Consider the following 16,841-nt stretch of genomic DNA (forward strand, 5'->3'; position numbering starts at 1 on the left):
GCTCAGCCGTCCCGCTCGCCGCCGCGCTCCCGTACGACGTCGATCAGGGCGTGCGTCCGGGGTGCGGCGGCCAGGTCCTCCAGGGTCACGGGGCGGCCCTCCGCGTCGGCCAGGGGCAGCCGCCAGTTCGGGTACTGGTCCCAGGTGCCGGGGAGGTTCTGCGGGCGGCGGTCGCCGACGGCGTCCGGGAGCCAGATGCCGACCATGCGGGCGGGGGTGCGCAGCAGGAACCGGTGCACGGCCTGGATCTCCGCCTCCTCGGCGGGCGGTGTCCCGGGGTCGCCGCCCGTGCCGCGCAGCAGGCCGAGCCGGGACAGTACGCCGAGCCACTCCGAGATGTCCGCGGCCGCCTCCGCGCGTTCCTCCTCCAGGGGGCGGGTGAGCAGGCCGAGCCGGTCGCGGAGTTCGACGTGTTCGCCGGTGAGGCGGGCGGCGGTGGACGGCAGGTCGTGCGTGGTGGCGGTCGCCAGGCAGTCGGCACGCCAGCGTTCGGGCGGCAGCGGACGGCCGTCGCCGGTCCAGTCCCGCTCGAACCACAGCACCGAGGTCCCCAGCACCCCGCGTGCGCGCAGCGTCTCGCGCACGCCGGGTTCCACGGTGCCCAGGTCCTCGCCGATGACCACGGCCCCGGCCCGGGCGGCCTCCAGGACGAGGACGGCGAGCATGGCCTCGGCGTCGTAGTGGACGTAGGTGCCCTCGGTGGGCGGACGGCCCTCGGGCACCCACCAGAGCCGGAACAGGCCCATGACGTGGTCGATGCGCAGGGCCCCGGCGTGCCGGAACAGGCCGCGCAGCAGCTCCCGGAAGGGCGCGTACCCGCACTCGGCCAGGCGGTCGGGGCGCCAGGGCGGCAGCCCCCAGTCCTGGCCCCGGGAGTTGAAGGCGTCCGGCGGCGCACCCACCGACATGCCGGCGGCGAAGTACTGCCGCTGGGCCCAGGAGTCGGCACCGCGCGGGTGCACGCCGACGGCGAGGTCGTGGACGATCCCGACCGGCATGCCCGCCTCGCGGGCGGTGCGCTGGGCCGCGGTGAGCTGGGTGTCGGTGAGCCAGGCGAGCCGGGAGTGGAAGTCGACGCGGTCCCGCAGCTCGGTGCGGGCGCGGTCGGTCTCGGCGGAGCGGGGGTCGCGCAGGCCCTCGGGCCAGCGGTGCCAGTCGGAGCCGTGGACCTCGGCGAGCGCGCACCATGTCGCGTGGTCCGCCAGGGCGGTGCCCTGTTCGGCGAGGTAGTCGCGGTAGGCGGCGCGGCGGCCGGGGCCGAGGGGGACCTGGTGGAGCAGTTCGAGGGCTTCGCGCTTCAGCTCCCACACGGCGTCCCGGTCGATGAGCGCCCCCTTCTCCAGCACGCCCTCGCGCAGCCGCCCGGCGCGTTCCCGCAGGGCGCGGGCGTGCTCGGGGTCGGCGACGTACGCGAACTCCGGCACCTCCTCGATCCGCAGGTGGACCGGGTCGGGGAAGCGCCGGGAGGAGGGGCGGTAGGGGGACGGGTCGGTGGGGGCACCGGGCACGGCCGCGTGCAGTGGGTTGACCTGGACGAATCCGGCGCCGTGGACGCGTGCGGCCCACGCGGCGAGTTCGCCGAGGTCGCCGAGGTCGCCCATGCCCCAGGAGCGGCGGGAGAGGAGGGAGTAGAGCTGGACGAGGAGTCCGTGGGAGCGCGCGGCGGGGGCGGGCAGCCGGTCGGGCGCGACGATCAGGTGGGCGACGGCGGTCCGGCCGTCGGGCGCGGTGGCGGTCAGCCGGTGGACGCCGGACGGGAGCGGCCCGGCCCCGTCGCGGCGCTCGCCCTGCTCGGTGTCGACGCGCAGCCGGGTGCCCGGCGGCAGGGCGTCCAGGGCGGCCGGTGTGCCGCCGCCGGCCCAGCGGACGACGGTGGGCGGCAGCAGCCGTTCGCGCAGCGCGCTCTGGCGGGCGGTGAGGGCCGCCCGTACGGCACCGGGAGCATCCGCGTCCACGCCGAGGGCGGCCAGCGCGAGGGTGACGGCGGTGGCCGAGGCCGGGACGGTGCGGTCGGGGGACGGCCGGTAGGAGGTGGCGACGCCGTGCAGGGCGGCGAGCCTGGTCAGATCCTCGGGAAGGTCCTCGGTGGGGGGCTCGGCCGACTGCGCTGCGGGCATCTGCTTCCTCTACGACCTCGTGGGTTCCGGGACGGCGAAGGAGGGGCCGCCCTGGTCCGGCACGTCGGCCGTCAGCTCGGGCGAGGACTCGCTGGTCAGCGGTACGGCGTCGGCGAACGGCGACTCGCTGGTGAGGGGTTCGGCGTCGGGCAGCGGCGGTTCGCTGGTCAGCGGCGTCTCGGCGCAGCTGCCGGTGGCGCCGAAGACGCAGTAGTGCGGGGTCTCGGAGGCGGCGGAGGGCTCCGCCCAGGGGGTGGACGGCTCCGCCACGGGTTTGGAGGGGGCCGGCAGCAGAAGGGGCGCCAGTGCAGCCACGGGGGTCTCCTTTGGGTCAGGCTCTGGGTAGGACTCTGGATCGGGCTCGGGTTCGGGCGTTGTGTCGCGCACGCTTTTGGCGAGTTGTGGCAGCCCCTACCCAGTCCGCGCGAGGACAGACGCCCTCATGCCGACAACGTGGCCCTGGTCACACCCGCCCGCTTCCGAACAGGTCCATACAGGAACAAAAATTCACCTAACCCGCTCAAGGAACGCCCAAACCGGTCCCACCGAGGTGGCCTCGCGCATCGGGGGGTGTCCTGAAAAGCGTGAGCAGTCGGCGGGCAATTGTCCTCAGGCCGCTCAGATGAGCGGCCTGAGGACAAGAAGGGCCCGAGTGCTCGCGCTTTTGGAAAGGTGTGCGGACTGTGGAGGCCGTAGGCCGTCCACGGACTTCCGATCCGACGCGCATGGGCAAAGGAATCACATGACGTCACCGCCGCATCGGCTCCTCCAGGCGCTCGACCGGTTCAACGCCGCTCACCCCTGGGACCACAACGCCCACTACCACCGCTGGATCCTGCGGCAACTCCCCCACCGGTTCGGCAGCGCACTCGACGTCGGTTCCGGCACCGGCGACCTGGCCCGCCTCCTCGCCGCCCGCGCCGCCGAGGTCCACGGCGTCGACTCCGACCCCGCGATCACCTCGCGGGCGCGGGCGCTGACCCCCGGGGCGACGACGGCGTCCTTCACGGTCGCGGACGCGCCGACGGGACTCCCCGCCGGGCCCCACGACGTCATCACCTGTGTCGCCACCCTCCACCATCTGCCGTTCACCGAGGCCCTCGACGCCTTCCGCGGGCATCTGGCGCCCGGCGGCACCCTGGTCGTCGTCGGCCTCTACCGGCCGCTGACCGCCACGGACCACCTGCTCGGCGCGGCCGCCGTCCCCCTGAACGCCGCGACCGGGTGGCTCAGGAACAGGGGCCGCGAAGCACGCCGCCCCGCCTCGATGACCGCCCTCACGCGACCGGCCGACATGCCCTTCTGCGACATCGTCGCAGCGGCCCGCACGATCCTGCCGGGCGCCCGGCTGCGCCGCCGCCTCTTCTGGCGCTACACCCTCACGTGGCGCCGCCCCTGATCGGCGACCGCCCGGCTTCTCCGGGACCGGCGCCGCAGGGGGCCGGGGCGTCAGGCGGAGATGCCGTCGATCCGGGCCATGGCGTCCTCCGCGCCGTACGGCTGCAGGTACGGCATCCAGCGCGGGTCCCGGTGGCCCGTGCCGATGATGCGCCAGGCCAGTCCGGTGGGCGGGGCCGGTTTGTGGCGCAGGCGCCAGCCCAGCTCGACCAGGTGGCGGTCGGCCTTGACGTGGTTGCAGCGGCGGCAGGACGCCACCACGTTGTCCCACGCGTGCAGGCCCCCGCGGCTGCGCGGGACGACGTGGTCGACGCTGGTGGCGACGGCGCCGCAGTACATGCAGCGGCCTCCGTCGCGGGCGAACAGCGCCCGCCGAGTCAGCGGGACGGGGCCCCGGTAGGGCACCCGCACGAATCGCTTGAGCCGGACCACGCTGGGTGCGGGCACGGTGACGGTCGCGCTGTGCAGATGGGCGCCGGACTCCTCGAGGCACACGGCCTTGTTCTCCAGGACGAGGACGAGCGCGCGGCGGAGCGGTACGACGCCGAGTGGCTCGTACGACGCGTTGAGGACCAGGACATGCGGCACGGGTGCCTCCTTGGGCGTCGGCGGCGCGTGGCTCGCGCCGGGACGATCTGGTTCAGTCTCCCCTCCTGCCTGGTCGTAGCGCCACCATGTCCCGGTAACGGGCTGGGAGTGTTTTCGAACACACGGGGCGCGGGGCCGCGGGCGTGACCAGTTCAAGCGCGGGTGAGCACCGTCTCTCCCGCCCTTTTCGGGCCGAACCGCGTCCGGTGCCCCGTTAGTGTGGTGCATCTGCCCGTCCGGTGACCTTTCCGTGACCTTGGACCGGACCTCGGACCGGACCGCGCAGGACGGGTCGCCGCACCTGGAGGTATCCGCCGTGTCCCTGTCCGCCGCCGTCCTACGGGCCGCCGATCCGTCTCCGTCGCCGTCACCGACGGCGCCCACGGTGCCCTCGCTCCGGGACGCCCACGAGAGCGCGACGAACGCCGCCGGCTGGGTCGAGGAGAACTGGTCGACATGGCTGGCGATCGGGCTGCGGGTGCTGCTGATCGTGGTGATAGCGGTGGTGCTGCGCGCGGTGGTGCGGCGGGCGATCACCAAGCTGATAGAGCGGATGAACCGCAGGACGGGTACGTCCGGCGGCACCGCGCTGAGCGGGCTGCTGGTCAACGCCGAGCGGCGCCGGCAGCGGTCGGAGGCCATCGGATCCGTACTGCGCTCGGTGGCCAGCTTCCTCATCCTCGGCACCGCGGCCCTGATGGTGCTGGGCACCTTCCAGATCAACCTGGCCCCACTGCTGGCCTCCGCCGGTGTCGCCGGTGTGGCGATCGGCTTCGGCGCCCGCAACCTGGTCACCGACTTCCTGTCCGGTGTCTTCATGATCCTGGAGGACCAGTACGGCGTCGGCGACAGCATCGACGCCGGCGTGGCCTCCGGCGAGGTCATCGAGGTCGGGCTGCGGGTCACCAAGCTGCGCGGCGCCGACGGCGAGATCTGGTACGTCCGCAACGGCGAGGTCAAGCGCATCGGCAACCTCTCCCAGGGCTGGTCCACGGCCGGCGTGGACGTCACCGTCCGCTCGGACGAGAACCTGGACAAGGTGAAGGAGACCCTCGCCGCGGTCGGCGAGCGGATGAGCAAGGAGGAGCCCTGGAACGAGATGCTCTGGGGCCCCATCGAGACCCTCGGCCTGGACTCCGTACTGCTCGACTCCATGGTGGTCCGGGTCTCCGCGAAGACCATGCCCGGCAAGGCCCTCACCGTGGAACGCGAGCTGCGCTGGCGCATCAAGCGCGCCTTCGACGCGGCCGGCATCGCGATCGTCGGCGGCGCCACGGTCCCGCTGGAGCACGCCCAGACCACCGACCCGACGGCGGGCGTCGCGGCCCCCTCGGCCTACGCCAGCACGGTGTCCCCGCAGTCCGTCGCGGCGTCCCCGATCCCACCCCCGAGCACGGCCAAGTAGCGAGGCCTCGGGCGGCCCGCCCACAGTGGTCGTCCCACCACGGTCTTGTGAAGGTACTCGGCCCCGCGCGAGGTCGCCGTTCGTCGACACCCGCGAGCAGGTCGTACGCCACGTTGTGTGGGCCCGGCAGGCCCCTTCTCCGTCCTCGAACACCTCGAACATTCCTACCATGTGCGGATCGCGCCCCCTGGACGACCGTGAGGCGGCCACGGTGCGAGGTCAGGCCGCGCCGCTCCGGAACGGTCTCTTGACGGCTCCTCCGGGCGGGCCTACGTTTCTCGGCCAACAGGAAACTTTCCTAACAAACGCTTTCCATGGTCGTCGCGGTGGACTTCCCCCGCCGCGCCCTGAAAAGCTGAGCGGTCGAGAGGCAGGTGTGGACACGCATGGCAGGAACCGCCGGTACGCCGGGCACGCCGCGCGTCCTGCGCGCCATGAACGACCGGGCCGCACTCGACCTCCTCCTGGAGCACGGGCCGCTGTCCCGGACCCGGATCGGCAAGCTGACGGGACTGTCGAAACCGACCGCCTCCCAGTTGCTGGCCCGACTGGAGGCGGCGGGGCTGGTACTGGCCGGGGGGACGACCGAGGGGCGGCCCGGGCCCGGCGCCCAGCTCTACGAGGTGAACCCGGCCGCCGCGTACGCCGCCGGACTGGACGTCACCCCGGACCGGGTCCTGGCCGCGGTCGCCGACGTGACCGGACGCACCGTCGGCCGGTACGAGCTGCCCACGCCGGGCAGGCGTCCCGCCACCCCCGTCGTCCAGCAGGTCACCGACGCCCTCGACGGGGCGGTGAAGGCGGCCGGACTCGACCGGACCGACGTCCACCGCCTCGTCATCGGCACGCCGGGCGCCTTCGACCCGGGCACCGGGCGGCTGCGCTACGCCTCCCACCTGCCCGGCTGGCACGCCCCGACCCTCCTCGACGAACTCGCCGCCGCCCTGCCGATGCCGGTGGAGTACGAGAACGACGTGAACCTCGCCGCCGTGGCCGAGCAGCGCCTCGGTGCGGCCCGGGGCCACGAGGACTTCGTGCTGCTGTGGAACCAGGAGGGCCTGGGCGCCGCCCTGGTCCTCGGCGGCCGGCTGCACCGCGGCTGGACCGGCGGTGCCGGTGAGGTCGGGTTCCTGCCCGTGCCGGGCGCCCCGCTGGTCCGCAAGGTCAGCCGCACCGGCAGCGGCGGCTTCCAGGAACTGGCCGGATCCCAGGCGCTGCCGGGACTGGCCCGGGAGTCGGGCGTCGCCGAAGTGCCCTCGGGGCCGTATCCCGAGATCGCCGCCGCCCTGGTGGCCCGCGCCGCGCGGGCCGACGCCGAGGACGACCCGCACCGCCGGCTGCTCCGGACCTACGCCACCCGCCTGGCCACCGGCCTCGCCTCCCTCGTCTCCGTGCTCGACCCCGAACTGGTGGTCCTCAGCGGCACCTCGCTCACCGCCGGCGGCGAGGCGCTGCGCGACCTGGTCCGCGACGAGCTGGAGGAGCTGGCCGCCTCCCGGCCCCGGCTCGTCGTCGGTGACGTGACCGAACACCCCGTCCTGCGCGGCGCGCTGGAGAGCGCGCTCGCCACCACCCGCGACGAGGTCTTCGACACCTCGCGCTGACCCCGCGCCCCCGGCCCCACCCCGTCCTGTCCCTGCCCTGCCCCGTCCTGCCCCTGCCCTGCCCCGTCCTGCCCCTGGGAGCTTCGCCATGCCCGGAATACCCAGAAAAGCGACCTTCGCGGTCGCCGCCTCCGCGTCCCTCGCCCTGCTCGCCACCGCCTGCACGGGCCAGTCCGACACCGGCGCCTCCGACGACCCGAACGCCGAGACGACCATCACCTTCTGGCACGGCTGGAGCGCGCCCGCCGAGGTGAAGGCCGTACAGGCGAACGTGGACCGCTTCGAGAAGGCGCACCCCAACATCAAGGTGAAGGTCGTCGGCAACATCAATGACGACAAGCTCAACCAGGCGCTGCGCGCGGGCGGTTCGAACGGACCGGACGTGGTGTCCTCGTTCACCACCTCCAACATCGGCAAGTTCTGCTCGTCGGGCGCCTTCCTCGACCTGAAGCCGTTCGTCGAGAAGTCGAAGCTCGACCTGGAAGCGCTCATCCCGAAGCCGATGCTGGAGTACACGCAGTTCGAGGGGACGCGCTGCGCCCTGCCCCTGCTCGGCGACGCCTACGGCCTCTACTACAACAAGGACGCCTTCGAGGCGGCCGGGATCAAGGCTCCGCCGAAGACCTGGTCCGAGTTCGCCGAGGTGGCGAAGAAGCTGACGAAGTCCAAGGGCGACTCGTACGAGCAACTCGGCTTCATGCCGAACTACCACGGCTACGAGACCGTCGTCGACCACTACATGTCCCAGTGGGACCACGCCTACTTCGGTGAGGACGGCACGTCCAGCGTCGCCGAGGACCCGGCGTTCGCCGAGATGTTCACCTACCAGAAGAAGCTCGTCGACGACCTCGGCGGCTTCGGGAAGCTGGAGAAGTACCGCAACACCTTCGGCGACGAGTGGGGCGCCAAGCACCCCTTCCAGACCGGCCAGGTCGCCATGCAGCTCGACGGCGAGTGGCGGCTCGGCATGGCGAAGGACGCCGGGGTCGACTTCCGGATCGGCACCGCGCCGATGCCCGTCGCCGACGACGAGGTGGCCGAGTACGGCAAGGGCTTCCTCTCCGGGACCGTCATGGGCATCGCCCCGCACAGCGAGAAGCAGAACGCCGCGTGGGAGCTGGTGAAGTACATGACGACCGACACCGGGGCCGTCGTCGCCTTCGCCAACGCCATCCGCAACGTGCCCTCCACCTTCCCGGCCCTGAAGTCGCCCGACCTCGAGACCGACCCGGAGTTCAAGACCTTCCTGGACATCGCCCAGCACCCCGGGTCGAACTCCCCGCCGGCCTCCGTCAACGGCGCCACCTACCAGCTGACGCTCCAGGACTTCGGCTACCAGTACGAGTCCGGCAAGGTGACGGACCTCAAGGCGGGACTGGAGAAGGCCGCCGCGCAGATCGACCGCGACATCGAGCAGACGAAGTAGCGGTCCATGGCCACCAACACGCTCCGCGCGAAGCGACGTTCCTCGGCGCTTCGGACGGCGGCCTTCATGTCGCCCTGGCTCGTCGGTTTCGGCGTCTTCTTCGCCTACCCCCTGGTGTCCACCGTGTACTTCTCGCTGATGAAGTACGACGGCTTCGGCGTCCCGGAGTTCCGGGGCCTGGAGAACTGGGCGTACGTCTTCCAGGACTACCCGCTGTTCTGGCCGGCCCTGCGCAACACCCTCTGGCTGGTCCTGGTGATGGTGACCTGCCGGGTGGTGTTCGGGCTCGGGGTCGGGCTGCTCATCACGAGGATCAGGACGGGGGCCGGGGTCTTCCGGACCCTCTTCTACCTGCCCTACCTCGCCCCGCCCGTCGCCGCGACGCTGGCCTTCGTCTTCCTCCTCAACCCCGGTACGGGACCGGTCAACTCGGTCCTGGAGGGGCTCGGGGTACCGGCGCCCGGCTGGTTCACGGACTCCGCCTGGTCCAAGCCGGCGCTGACCGCGCTCGCCGTGTGGGGCGTGGGCGACCTCATGGTGATCTTCATGGCGGCGCTGCTCGACGTGCCGAAGGAGCAGTACGAGGCGGCCGAGCTGGACGGGGCGTCCGCATGGCAGCGGTTCCGGTTCGTGACGCTGCCGAACATCTCGCCGATCGTGCTGTTCGCCGTGGTCACGGGCGTCATCCAGACCATGCAGTACTACACGCAGCCGCTGGTCGCCGGGAAGGTCGCCTCCGGGATCATCGGCGGCTCCGGCCAGTCCTTCGAACCCGGCTATCCCGACAAGTCGACCCTCACCCTCCCCCAGCTCGTCTACAACCTCGGCTTCCAGCGCTTCGACTACGGCTCCGCCTGTGTGGTCGCGCTCGTGCTGTTCGCGCTGGCCATGGCGTTCACGGCGCTGCTGATGCGCCGCCGGGGCGGACTTCTCCAGGCAGGTGACCGATGACCACCCAGGTACCGACGGCCCAGGTGCCGGCCCGGCCCGTCGCGGCCGGCAGTCCGCCGCCCGCCGAGGAGCGCACCGCCCGCCGGCGCGTCCTGCTGCACTGGATCGCCGTCCACTCCCTCGGCGTGGCCGCCGCCCTCTTCTTCACCCTGCCGTTCGTCTTCGTGGTCCTCACCTCGCTGATGAGCGACCAGCAGGCCCTCACCCGGGATCTGTGGCCGCACACCTGGGAGTGGGGCAACTACCGCGCCGTCCTGGACACGCCCGGCTTCCTCACCTGGTGGAAGAACACGCTGCTGTACGCGGGTCTCGGCACCGTCCTGACGGTGGCGTCGTCGGTCCCGGTGGCGTACGCGCTCGCCAAGTTCCGCTTCCGGGGCCGGCACCTGTCGCTGATGCTGGTGATCTCGACGATGATGCTGCCCCCGCAGGTGATCATCATCCCGATGTACCTGTTCTGGGCGAAGCAGCTCGACCTGTCCGGCACCCTGTGGCCGCTGATCATCCCGATGGCCTTCGGCGACGCCTTCTCCATCTTCCTGCTGCGCCAGTTCCTGCTGACCATCCCGGACGAGTACCTCGACGCGGCGAAGGTCGACGGCTGCGGGGAGCTGCGCACCCTGCTGAAAGTCGTCCTGCCGATGGCCAAGCCGGGGATCGCCGCCGTGGCCCTCTTCCAGTTCTTCTACGCCTGGAACGACTACTTCGGCCCCCAGATCTACGCCTCCGAGAACCCCGGCGCCTGGACGCTCTCCTACGGCCTGGAGTCCTTCAAGGGCGCCCACCACACCGACTGGAACCTCACCATGGCCGCGACCGTGCTGGTCATGGCCCCCGTGATCCTCGTGTTCTTCTTCGCGCAGAAGGCGTTCGTCGAGGGCGTCACACTGACCGGAGTAAAGGGTTGATGACTTCATGAAACTCACCGTGGTCGGCGGCGGTTCGACCTACACACCCGAACTGATCGACGGCTTCGCCCGGTTGCGGGACACGCTGCCCGTCGAGGAGCTGATCCTGGTCGACCCGGCGGCGGACCGGCTGGAGCTGGTGGGCGGCCTCGCCCGCCGCATCTTCGCCCGGCAGGGGCACGGTGGCCGCGTGGTCACCACCTCCGACCTGGACGCGGCCGTCGACGGCGCCGACGCCGTCCTGCTCCAGCTGCGGGTCGGCGGCCAGGCCGCCAGGCAGCAGGACGAGACCTGGCCGCTGGAGTGCGGCTGCGTCGGCCAGGAGACGACCGGCGCGGGCGGGCTCGCCAAGGCGCTGCGCACCGTGCCGGTGGTCCTGGACATCGCCGAGCGGGTGCGCCGGGCCAACCCGGACGCCTGGATCATCGACTTCACCAACCCGGTCGGCATCGTCACCCGCGCCCTGCTCCAGGCCGGGCACCGGGCGATCGGGCTGTGCAACGTGGCGATCGGGCTGCAGCGCAAGTTCGCCGCGCTGCTGCGGGTGGCCCCCGCCGACGTCCACCTGGACCACGTCGGCCTCAACCACCTCACCTGGGAGACCGCCGTACGGCTCGGCGGCCCCGAGGGCGAGGACGTGCTGCCCCGGCTGCTGGCCGAGCACGGGGACGCGGTCGCCGCCGACCTGCGCCTGCCCCGGCCGCTGCTGGACCGCCTGGGCGTCGTCCCCTCCTACTACCTGCGCTACTACTACGCCCACGACGAGGTCGTCGACGAGCTGCGCACCAAGCCGTCCCGGGCCGCCGAGGTCGCGGAGATGGAACGGCAGCTCCTCGAGATGTACGGCGACCCGGCCCTGGACGAGAAGCCCGCGCTGCTCGCCAAGCGCGGCGGCGCCTACTACTCCGAGGCTGCCGTGGACCTCGCGTCCGCCCTGCTCGGCGGCACGGGCTCCCCGTACCAGGTGGTGAACACCCACAACCGGGGCACGCTGCCCTTCCTCCCCGACGACGCGGTGATCGAGGTCCCGGCGGCGGTGGGCGCCAAGGGCGCCTCCCCGCTGCCGGTGGCGGACGTCGACCCGCTGTACGCGGGGCTGATGGCGAACGTCACCGCGTACGAGGACCTCGCGCTGGACGCGGCCCTGCGCGGCGGGCGGGACCGGGTCTTCCGGGCACTGCTCGCCCACCCGCTCGTCGGCCAGTACGCCTACGCCGAGCAGCTCACCGACCGGCTGATCGCGCACAACCGGGAGCACCTGGCGTGGGCCTGAGCGCAAGCGTCCTCGCCGTCGACGCGGGCAACAGCAAGACCGACGTGGCCGTGGTGGCGGCCGACGGGGAGGTCCTCGCCACGGCGCGCGGCGGGGCCTTCCGGCCGCCCGCCGTGGGGGTCGAGCGGGCCGTGGACGCCCTCGCGGAGGCGGTGACGCGGGCCTTCGACGCGGCCGGGGTCACCTCCGTCGACCACGTGTCGGCGTGCCTGGCCAACGCCGACCTGCCCGTGGAGGAGGAGCAGTTGGCCGCCGCGCTGCACGCGCGCGCGTGGGGCGCGCGGGTCGACGTGCGCAACGACACCTTCGCGATCCTGCGGGCCGGTGTCTCCGAGCCCCTCGGCGTCGCCGTCGTGTGCGGGGCCGGCGTCAACTGCGTGGGCATGCGCCCGGACGGCCGCACCGCCCGCTTCCCCGCCATCGGCCGCATCTCCGGCGACTGGGGCGGCGGCTGGGGGCTGGCCGAGGAGGCGCTGTGGCACGCCGCGCGCGCGGAGGACGGCCGCGGCGGGCCGACGGAACTGGCCCGCACGCTGCCGGCGCACTTCGGACTCGGCACGATGTACGCCCTGATCGAGGCCCTGCACCTGCGGCACATCGAGCCCGTCCGGCGCCACGAGCTGGCCCCGGTGCTGTTCGCCACGGCGGCCGGCGGCGACCCGCTGGCCCGGTCGATCGTGGACCGGCAGGCCGACGAGGTGGTGGCCATGGCCACGGTCGCGCTGACCCGCCTCGACCTGCTGGCCGAACCCGCGCCGGTCCTGCTGGGCGGCAGTGTGCTGGCGGCACGGCATCCGCGACTCGACGACCGGATACGGGAGCTGCTGGCCGCCCGCGCGCCCAAGGCCGTACCCCGGGTGGTGACCGCCCGGCCGGTGCTGGGCGCGGTGCTGCTGGGTCTCGACCACGTGGACGCGGCCCCCGGGGCCGACGCGCGGGTACGGGCGCACTTCACCGCCTGAACCGCAAGGGATGCCGGTTCCCCGGACCCGGTCCGGGGAACCGAACCGGTTCCCGTGGCGTATTCATGGGCAGGGGTGGTGCGTTGCACCGGGAGCGCATCAAGATCGGGTGAAGGCCGGTGCGGATGTCGGTGCGGGCAGCGATACTTGCGGCGACGGATGACCATGGGGGAGGTCGGCAGTGACTCAACCGCACAGGGGCGGCGCGGCGAAGCCGCCCGGCACCCGCGTGCCCGCCCCGCCCGCCGTGCCGCCGCAGCGGCCGGGCGGCGCGCTCGCCGTGCCGCCGCAGTCCCCGCCTCCCGCACCGGCGGAGCCCCGCCGCACCGCCTTCGCCGAGGGCGTGGACCGGCTGCGCGCGGCGGCGGTCACCGAACCGGGGCGGCTGCGCATCATCGGCGCGCTGCTCGCCGTCCTCGTCGTCGCCTTCGGCACCGTCACCGCCTGGCAGATGAACGAGCGGTCCGCGGCGGCCGACGACGTACTGAACCGGAGCCAGCCCCTCAGCTCGGCCGCGGCCGGTATCTACCGCTCCCTCGCCGAGGCCAACACCGCTGCCTCCAGCGGCTTCCTCGCCGGCGGCCAGGAGACGAAGGACTCCCGTGAGCGGTACGAGAACGGGATGGGCGCCGCCGCCGAGGGGCTCGTGACGGCCGCCGCCAACTCCGACCCGAAGTCCCCGGCCGCGACGACCATCGCCCACCTCAACCGCCTGCTGCCCGAGTACAAGGGCCTCGTCGAGCGCGCCCGCACCTACAACCGGCAGGGCTTCCCGGTCGGCGGCGCCTATCTGCGCTACGCCAACGAGAAGATGCAGCAGGAGATGCTCCCGGCGGCGGAGGACCTGTACAAGAAGGAGAACCAGCGGCTGAGCGCCGACTACGGCGACGCCAAGCCCTACCCGTGGGCGGCGATCGCCCTGGGCGTCGTCCTGCTCGCCGCGCTGGCCTGGGCCCAGCACCGCGACTACCGGCGCACCAACCGGGTCCTGAACCGCGGCCTGGTCGCCACCACGGCCGCCGCCGCGATCGTGCTGCTGTGGCTGGTCGTCGGCCACGGCGTCGCCCGGTCGAACCTCGCCGACTCCTACGAGCACGGCGTGCGCTCCCTCAACACGCTGAACGAGGCCCGCATCGCCTCCCTCAAGGCCCGGGGCAACGAGAACCTGACCCTGGTCTCCCGCGGCGCGGAGACCACCGAGGTCGACGGCAGGACGTACGACGCCTACGACGTGGCGTACGGGAAGAACATGGACGTCCTCGGCAAGGCCCTGGCCGAGGCGGAGCGGCTCGCCGACGACCGGACCGGCGCACGGCCCGTCGACACGGCGAACGGCGACATGGAGGAGTGGAAGAAGCGTCACACCTCAGCCCGTGAGCAGGACGAGAACGGCAACTACCAGCAGGCGCTGGACCTGGTGATCGGCGGTGACGGCGCCACGGTCGAGTGCTTCGACGGCGTCGACGCCGCTCTCGCCACCGCCCTCGAACACGAGCGGGGCGAGTTCGAGCAGGCGGCGGGCGACGGCCTGGACGCCATGGGGTACCTGCCGCAGGGTGCCGGAGTGCTCGCCGGGCTGGGCGTGGCCGGCGCGCTGCTGGGCATCGGCCGCAGGCTCTCGGAGTACCGGTGAGACGGGGCGCGGGCCCGGCGGGCCGCAGGTGGGAAGGGGTACCCGTGGAAGAGGGCGCGAGGATGCGGGCGCGAGGGCTGCGGACCGGCCTGAAGGGCTGGGGCGGGGTGGGGGCGATGGCCTTCGCCTGCGTCCTCGCGGTGCTGTCCGCCCTGCTCCTGCCCGTGGTCCGCTCGCACGGCGAGGGCGGCGGCACGGACGGCGGCGGCCCAGGCGTCGCCCACGGCAGCCAGACACGGGCCGCGCGGGAGTGCACCGCGCCCGAGGCGCAGACGCTGACCCCGTCCGGGGCCGACGGCCCCACCATCGACGCGATCCGGGCCCGCGCGGGCGAGAAGCGCAAACTGATCGTCGGCGTCGACCAGAACAGCTACCACTGGGGCTACCGCGACCCGAACAGCGGCGGGGGCGCCCAACTGGAGGGCTTCGACATCGACCTGGTGCGCCGGATCGCCAAGGACATACTCGGCGACGAGAAGGCCGTGCAGTTCAAGGCGATCCCCACCGACCAGCGCATCCCCGCGATCCGGGACGGCCGGGTCGACATGGTGGTGCGCACGATGACCATCACCTGCGAGCGGGTGGAGGACGTGGCGTTCTCCGCCCCGTACTTCAGGACCGGCCAGCAACTGCTGGCCCCCAAGTCCTCGGACATCACCGGGTACGACGGCTCGCTGGCGGGCCGGAGGATCTGCACGGCGGCGGGCTCCACGGCGCTGAGCACGCTGGAGCGGGACCAGAAGGACGGCAGGCTCGCCGCCGACGCGGACCTCGGCACCACCGTGCCCAACCAACTGGACTGCCTGGTGCGGCTCCAGCTCGGCGAGGTCGACGCGGTCGTCACCGACGGCGCCCTCGCCGCGAGCCAGGCCGCGCAGGACCCGACGGTCGAGCTGAAGGGCGACGACTTCACGACCGAGTACTACGGCGTGGCGATGAAGAAGGACGCCGACGATCTGGTACGCCGGGTCAACCGGATCATCGAGGAGTGGCGCGCGGACCGGGCCGGGGGGTGGCAGCACTCGTACGACGAGTGGCTGTCGCAGACCATGGGCGGCGACGCGGGGAGGTCGCAGCCGCCGACACCGGCGCGGTATCTGCGCGAGAGCTGACCGACGGCCGCACCGCAGGCGAAGAGCACACACGCAAGTCCGCGACAGCGAGAGGTGATCGATGGGCGACACGGGACCCACCGGGCCGGTGATGGACCGGGACGAGGTGGACCGTGCGCTGGCGCGGCTCGGCGCGGAGCACGAGGCGATCGAGACCTCGCTCCTCGCCCTCCAGGACCACGCGGGCCGCAGACTCCTCGAGGGCGCCGAGCTGACCGGCGTCACCGTCGAACGCTGGGCCGCCGCCGAGGCGTCCATCACGCTGCTGTGGACCTGCTTCGACGCGTACACGGGCGCCCTGCGCACCGCCCGGGAGATCCGCTCCCGGCGCCGCTGGTCCAGCCGCGAGGACCTGGCCGAGCTGACGGAGCTGCTGCGCGGCGACGCCGTCACGCTGGCCGGGAGCACCGTCGCCACGGCCAACGCCCCGACGGCGCACGGCGGTCCGGGCCGGCTCAGCGAGCGGTACACGCTGGCGACGCTGGTGGAGCGGATGAACCAGCTCTACGCGACCTCCCTGGACATGGTGGTCGCCGCCGACGCGGTGTGGTCGGCGCTGCCCGCCCGCATCGATTTACTCGCCGCCGAGCTCCAGCGCACCCGCAGGCTCGCGCACTCCGTGGGCGTGCGCCCCGGCGAGCACCCGTCCGGGGACGACCTGGAGCGGATCACGCGCACCCTGACGAGGCTGCGCGAGCGCGTGGTGTCCGACCCGCTGGCGTTCTGGTCGCCGGCCCGGGGCAGTTCGGCTCCGGGCGGCGGCCGTCCCGACACCACGGTGTACGACCGGGAGGCGCGCGCCCTGGAGGAGGTGCGCCGCGAGATCGACGCGGTGCTGGCCGTGCGCCAGGACGCCGAGCAGCGGATCGTCCGGCTGCGGGACGTGCTCTCGCGCGCGGACCGCACGCTCGCCGAGGCACGCACCGCGCGCGGCGAGGTGCTGGCGAAGATCGCCGCGACGGAGGTGCCGGTCGTCGGCGGACCGCCGATCGTGCTCCAGGAGCAGCTCGCGGCGGCCGCCGAGTACCGCAGGCACGCGCAGTGGCACCGGCTGTCGCCGCTCCTGGAGTCCCTGGAGGAGAAGGCGGAGGACGAACTGCTGCGTGCCCGCGAGTCGTTGACGGCGGTCACCGCGCCGCTCGCGGTCCGGGCCGAGCTGCGTGGCCGGCTCGACGCGTACAAGGCGAAGATGGCCCGGCTGGGCCACGCCGAGGACCCGGAGCTGGCCGAGAAGTACGAGAAGGCACGCCGCATGCTGTGGAGCGCGCCCTGCGACCTGCGCGTCGCCGAGCAGGCCGTCCTGCGCTACCAGCGGGCGGCCGCCGAACTGCTGGGCGCCGCACCGCGCGTGCCCGGCCAGGGCGGGCCGGTGGACCGGACGGGGCCCGGCACATGAGCACCCACCGGCGCGGGAGCGAGGACCAGCGCGGGAGCGAGGACCGGCGCGGGAGCGAGGAGGGGGAG

The 16,841-nt window shown here is 73.1% G+C and carries 14 protein-coding genes, 1 tRNA gene and 1 pseudogene; 12 read left to right on the forward strand and 4 right to left on the reverse strand.

What is annotated here, in order from left to right; genetic code table 11:
* Window positions 1-2: 2 nt before the first annotated feature.
* Together malQ and BJ961_RS30110 are read right to left on the reverse strand one after the other, a co-directional pair.
* Window positions 3-2,117 carry a 4-alpha-glucanotransferase gene (gene malQ, locus BJ961_RS30105; protein ID WP_271415932.1) on the reverse strand — a complete coding sequence of 705 codons (2,115 nt, stop codon included), beginning with the start codon at window positions 2,115-2,117 and terminating at the stop codon, window positions 3-5.
* Between the two features lie 9 nt (window positions 2,118-2,126).
* Window positions 2,127-2,432, reverse strand: coding sequence for a hypothetical protein (locus BJ961_RS30110; protein ID WP_271415933.1), 306 nt, complete (start codon window positions 2,430-2,432; stop codon window positions 2,127-2,129).
* 427 nt (window positions 2,433-2,859) lie between these two features.
* On the opposite strand from BJ961_RS30110, the gene BJ961_RS30115 reads away from it, so the two are divergent.
* The gene (locus tag BJ961_RS30115; protein ID WP_271415934.1) at window positions 2,860-3,516 is read left to right on the forward strand and encodes a class I SAM-dependent methyltransferase; all 657 of its coding nucleotides are present in this window, start codon (window positions 2,860-2,862) and stop codon (window positions 3,514-3,516) included.
* Between the two features lie 50 nt (window positions 3,517-3,566).
* Here the strand turns inward: BJ961_RS30115 and BJ961_RS30120 are convergent, their stop codons facing one another.
* Complete coding sequence (locus tag BJ961_RS30120; protein WP_271415935.1) at window positions 3,567-4,103, reverse strand: HNH endonuclease; 537 nt, start codon at window positions 4,101-4,103, stop codon at window positions 3,567-3,569.
* Between the two features lie 256 nt (window positions 4,104-4,359).
* Between BJ961_RS30120 and BJ961_RS30125 the strand changes: the two genes are divergently transcribed.
* Both BJ961_RS30125 and BJ961_RS36235 read left to right on the forward strand, forming a co-directional pair.
* On the forward strand, window positions 4,360-5,508 hold the full coding sequence (locus tag BJ961_RS30125; protein WP_271417210.1) for a mechanosensitive ion channel family protein: 1,149 nt from the start codon (window positions 4,360-4,362) through the stop codon (window positions 5,506-5,508).
* Window positions 5,509-5,942: 434 nt separating this feature from the next.
* A pseudogene (locus BJ961_RS36235) lies at window positions 5,943-6,065 on the forward strand (MarR family transcriptional regulator); the annotation flags it as partial.
* 238 nt (window positions 6,066-6,303) lie between these two features.
* Here BJ961_RS36235 and BJ961_RS30130 read toward each other — a convergent pair.
* Window positions 6,304-6,401 (reverse strand) — tRNA-Ser (locus BJ961_RS30130).
* A gap of 57 nt (window positions 6,402-6,458) precedes the next feature.
* Between BJ961_RS30130 and BJ961_RS30135 the strand changes: the two genes are divergently transcribed.
* From BJ961_RS30135 to BJ961_RS30175, 9 genes are all read left to right on the forward strand, one after another.
* Entirely contained in the window at window positions 6,459-7,112 is a 654-nt protein-coding gene (locus BJ961_RS30135; RefSeq protein WP_271415936.1) for an ROK family protein, read from the forward strand.
* A gap of 88 nt (window positions 7,113-7,200) precedes the next feature.
* Window positions 7,201-8,538, forward strand: a complete 1,338-nt coding sequence (locus BJ961_RS30140) for an ABC transporter substrate-binding protein (RefSeq protein ID WP_271415937.1) — start codon at window positions 7,201-7,203, stop codon at window positions 8,536-8,538.
* A 6-nt stretch (window positions 8,539-8,544) separates the two neighbouring features.
* Window positions 8,545-9,489 carry a carbohydrate ABC transporter permease gene (locus tag BJ961_RS30145; RefSeq protein WP_271415938.1) on the forward strand — a complete coding sequence of 315 codons (945 nt, stop codon included), beginning with the start codon at window positions 8,545-8,547 and terminating at the stop codon, window positions 9,487-9,489.
* Window positions 9,486-10,397: a carbohydrate ABC transporter permease gene (locus tag BJ961_RS30150; protein ID WP_271415939.1), complete on the forward strand. Its 912-nt coding sequence runs from the start codon at window positions 9,486-9,488 to the stop codon at window positions 10,395-10,397. Before BJ961_RS30145 ends, BJ961_RS30150 begins: the two co-directional genes overlap by 4 nt.
* Window positions 10,398-10,404: 7 nt before the next feature.
* The gene (locus tag BJ961_RS30155; RefSeq protein ID WP_271415940.1) at window positions 10,405-11,670 is read left to right on the forward strand and encodes a 6-phospho-beta-glucosidase; all 1,266 of its coding nucleotides are present in this window, start codon (window positions 10,405-10,407) and stop codon (window positions 11,668-11,670) included.
* The gene (locus BJ961_RS30160; protein WP_271415941.1) at window positions 11,661-12,632 is read left to right on the forward strand and encodes an N-acetylglucosamine kinase; all 972 of its coding nucleotides are present in this window, start codon (window positions 11,661-11,663) and stop codon (window positions 12,630-12,632) included. The genes BJ961_RS30155 and BJ961_RS30160 overlap by 10 nt, the downstream gene beginning before the upstream one ends.
* A gap of 181 nt (window positions 12,633-12,813) precedes the next feature.
* Complete coding sequence (locus BJ961_RS30165; protein ID WP_271415942.1) at window positions 12,814-14,265, forward strand: hypothetical protein; 1,452 nt, start codon at window positions 12,814-12,816, stop codon at window positions 14,263-14,265.
* Window positions 14,266-14,327: 62 nt separating this feature from the next.
* On the forward strand, window positions 14,328-15,377 hold the full coding sequence (locus BJ961_RS30170; protein ID WP_271417211.1) for a glutamate ABC transporter substrate-binding protein: 1,050 nt from the start codon (window positions 14,328-14,330) through the stop codon (window positions 15,375-15,377).
* Between the two features lie 61 nt (window positions 15,378-15,438).
* Window positions 15,439-16,773 carry a coiled-coil domain-containing protein gene (locus BJ961_RS30175; RefSeq protein WP_271415943.1) on the forward strand — a complete coding sequence of 445 codons (1,335 nt, stop codon included), beginning with the start codon at window positions 15,439-15,441 and terminating at the stop codon, window positions 16,771-16,773.
* The last annotated feature ends 68 nt before the right edge of the window (window positions 16,774-16,841 follow it).

Source organism: Streptomyces lienomycini, assembly GCF_027947595.1.
GTDB lineage: Bacteria > Actinomycetota > Actinomycetes > Streptomycetales > Streptomycetaceae > Streptomyces > Streptomyces lienomycini.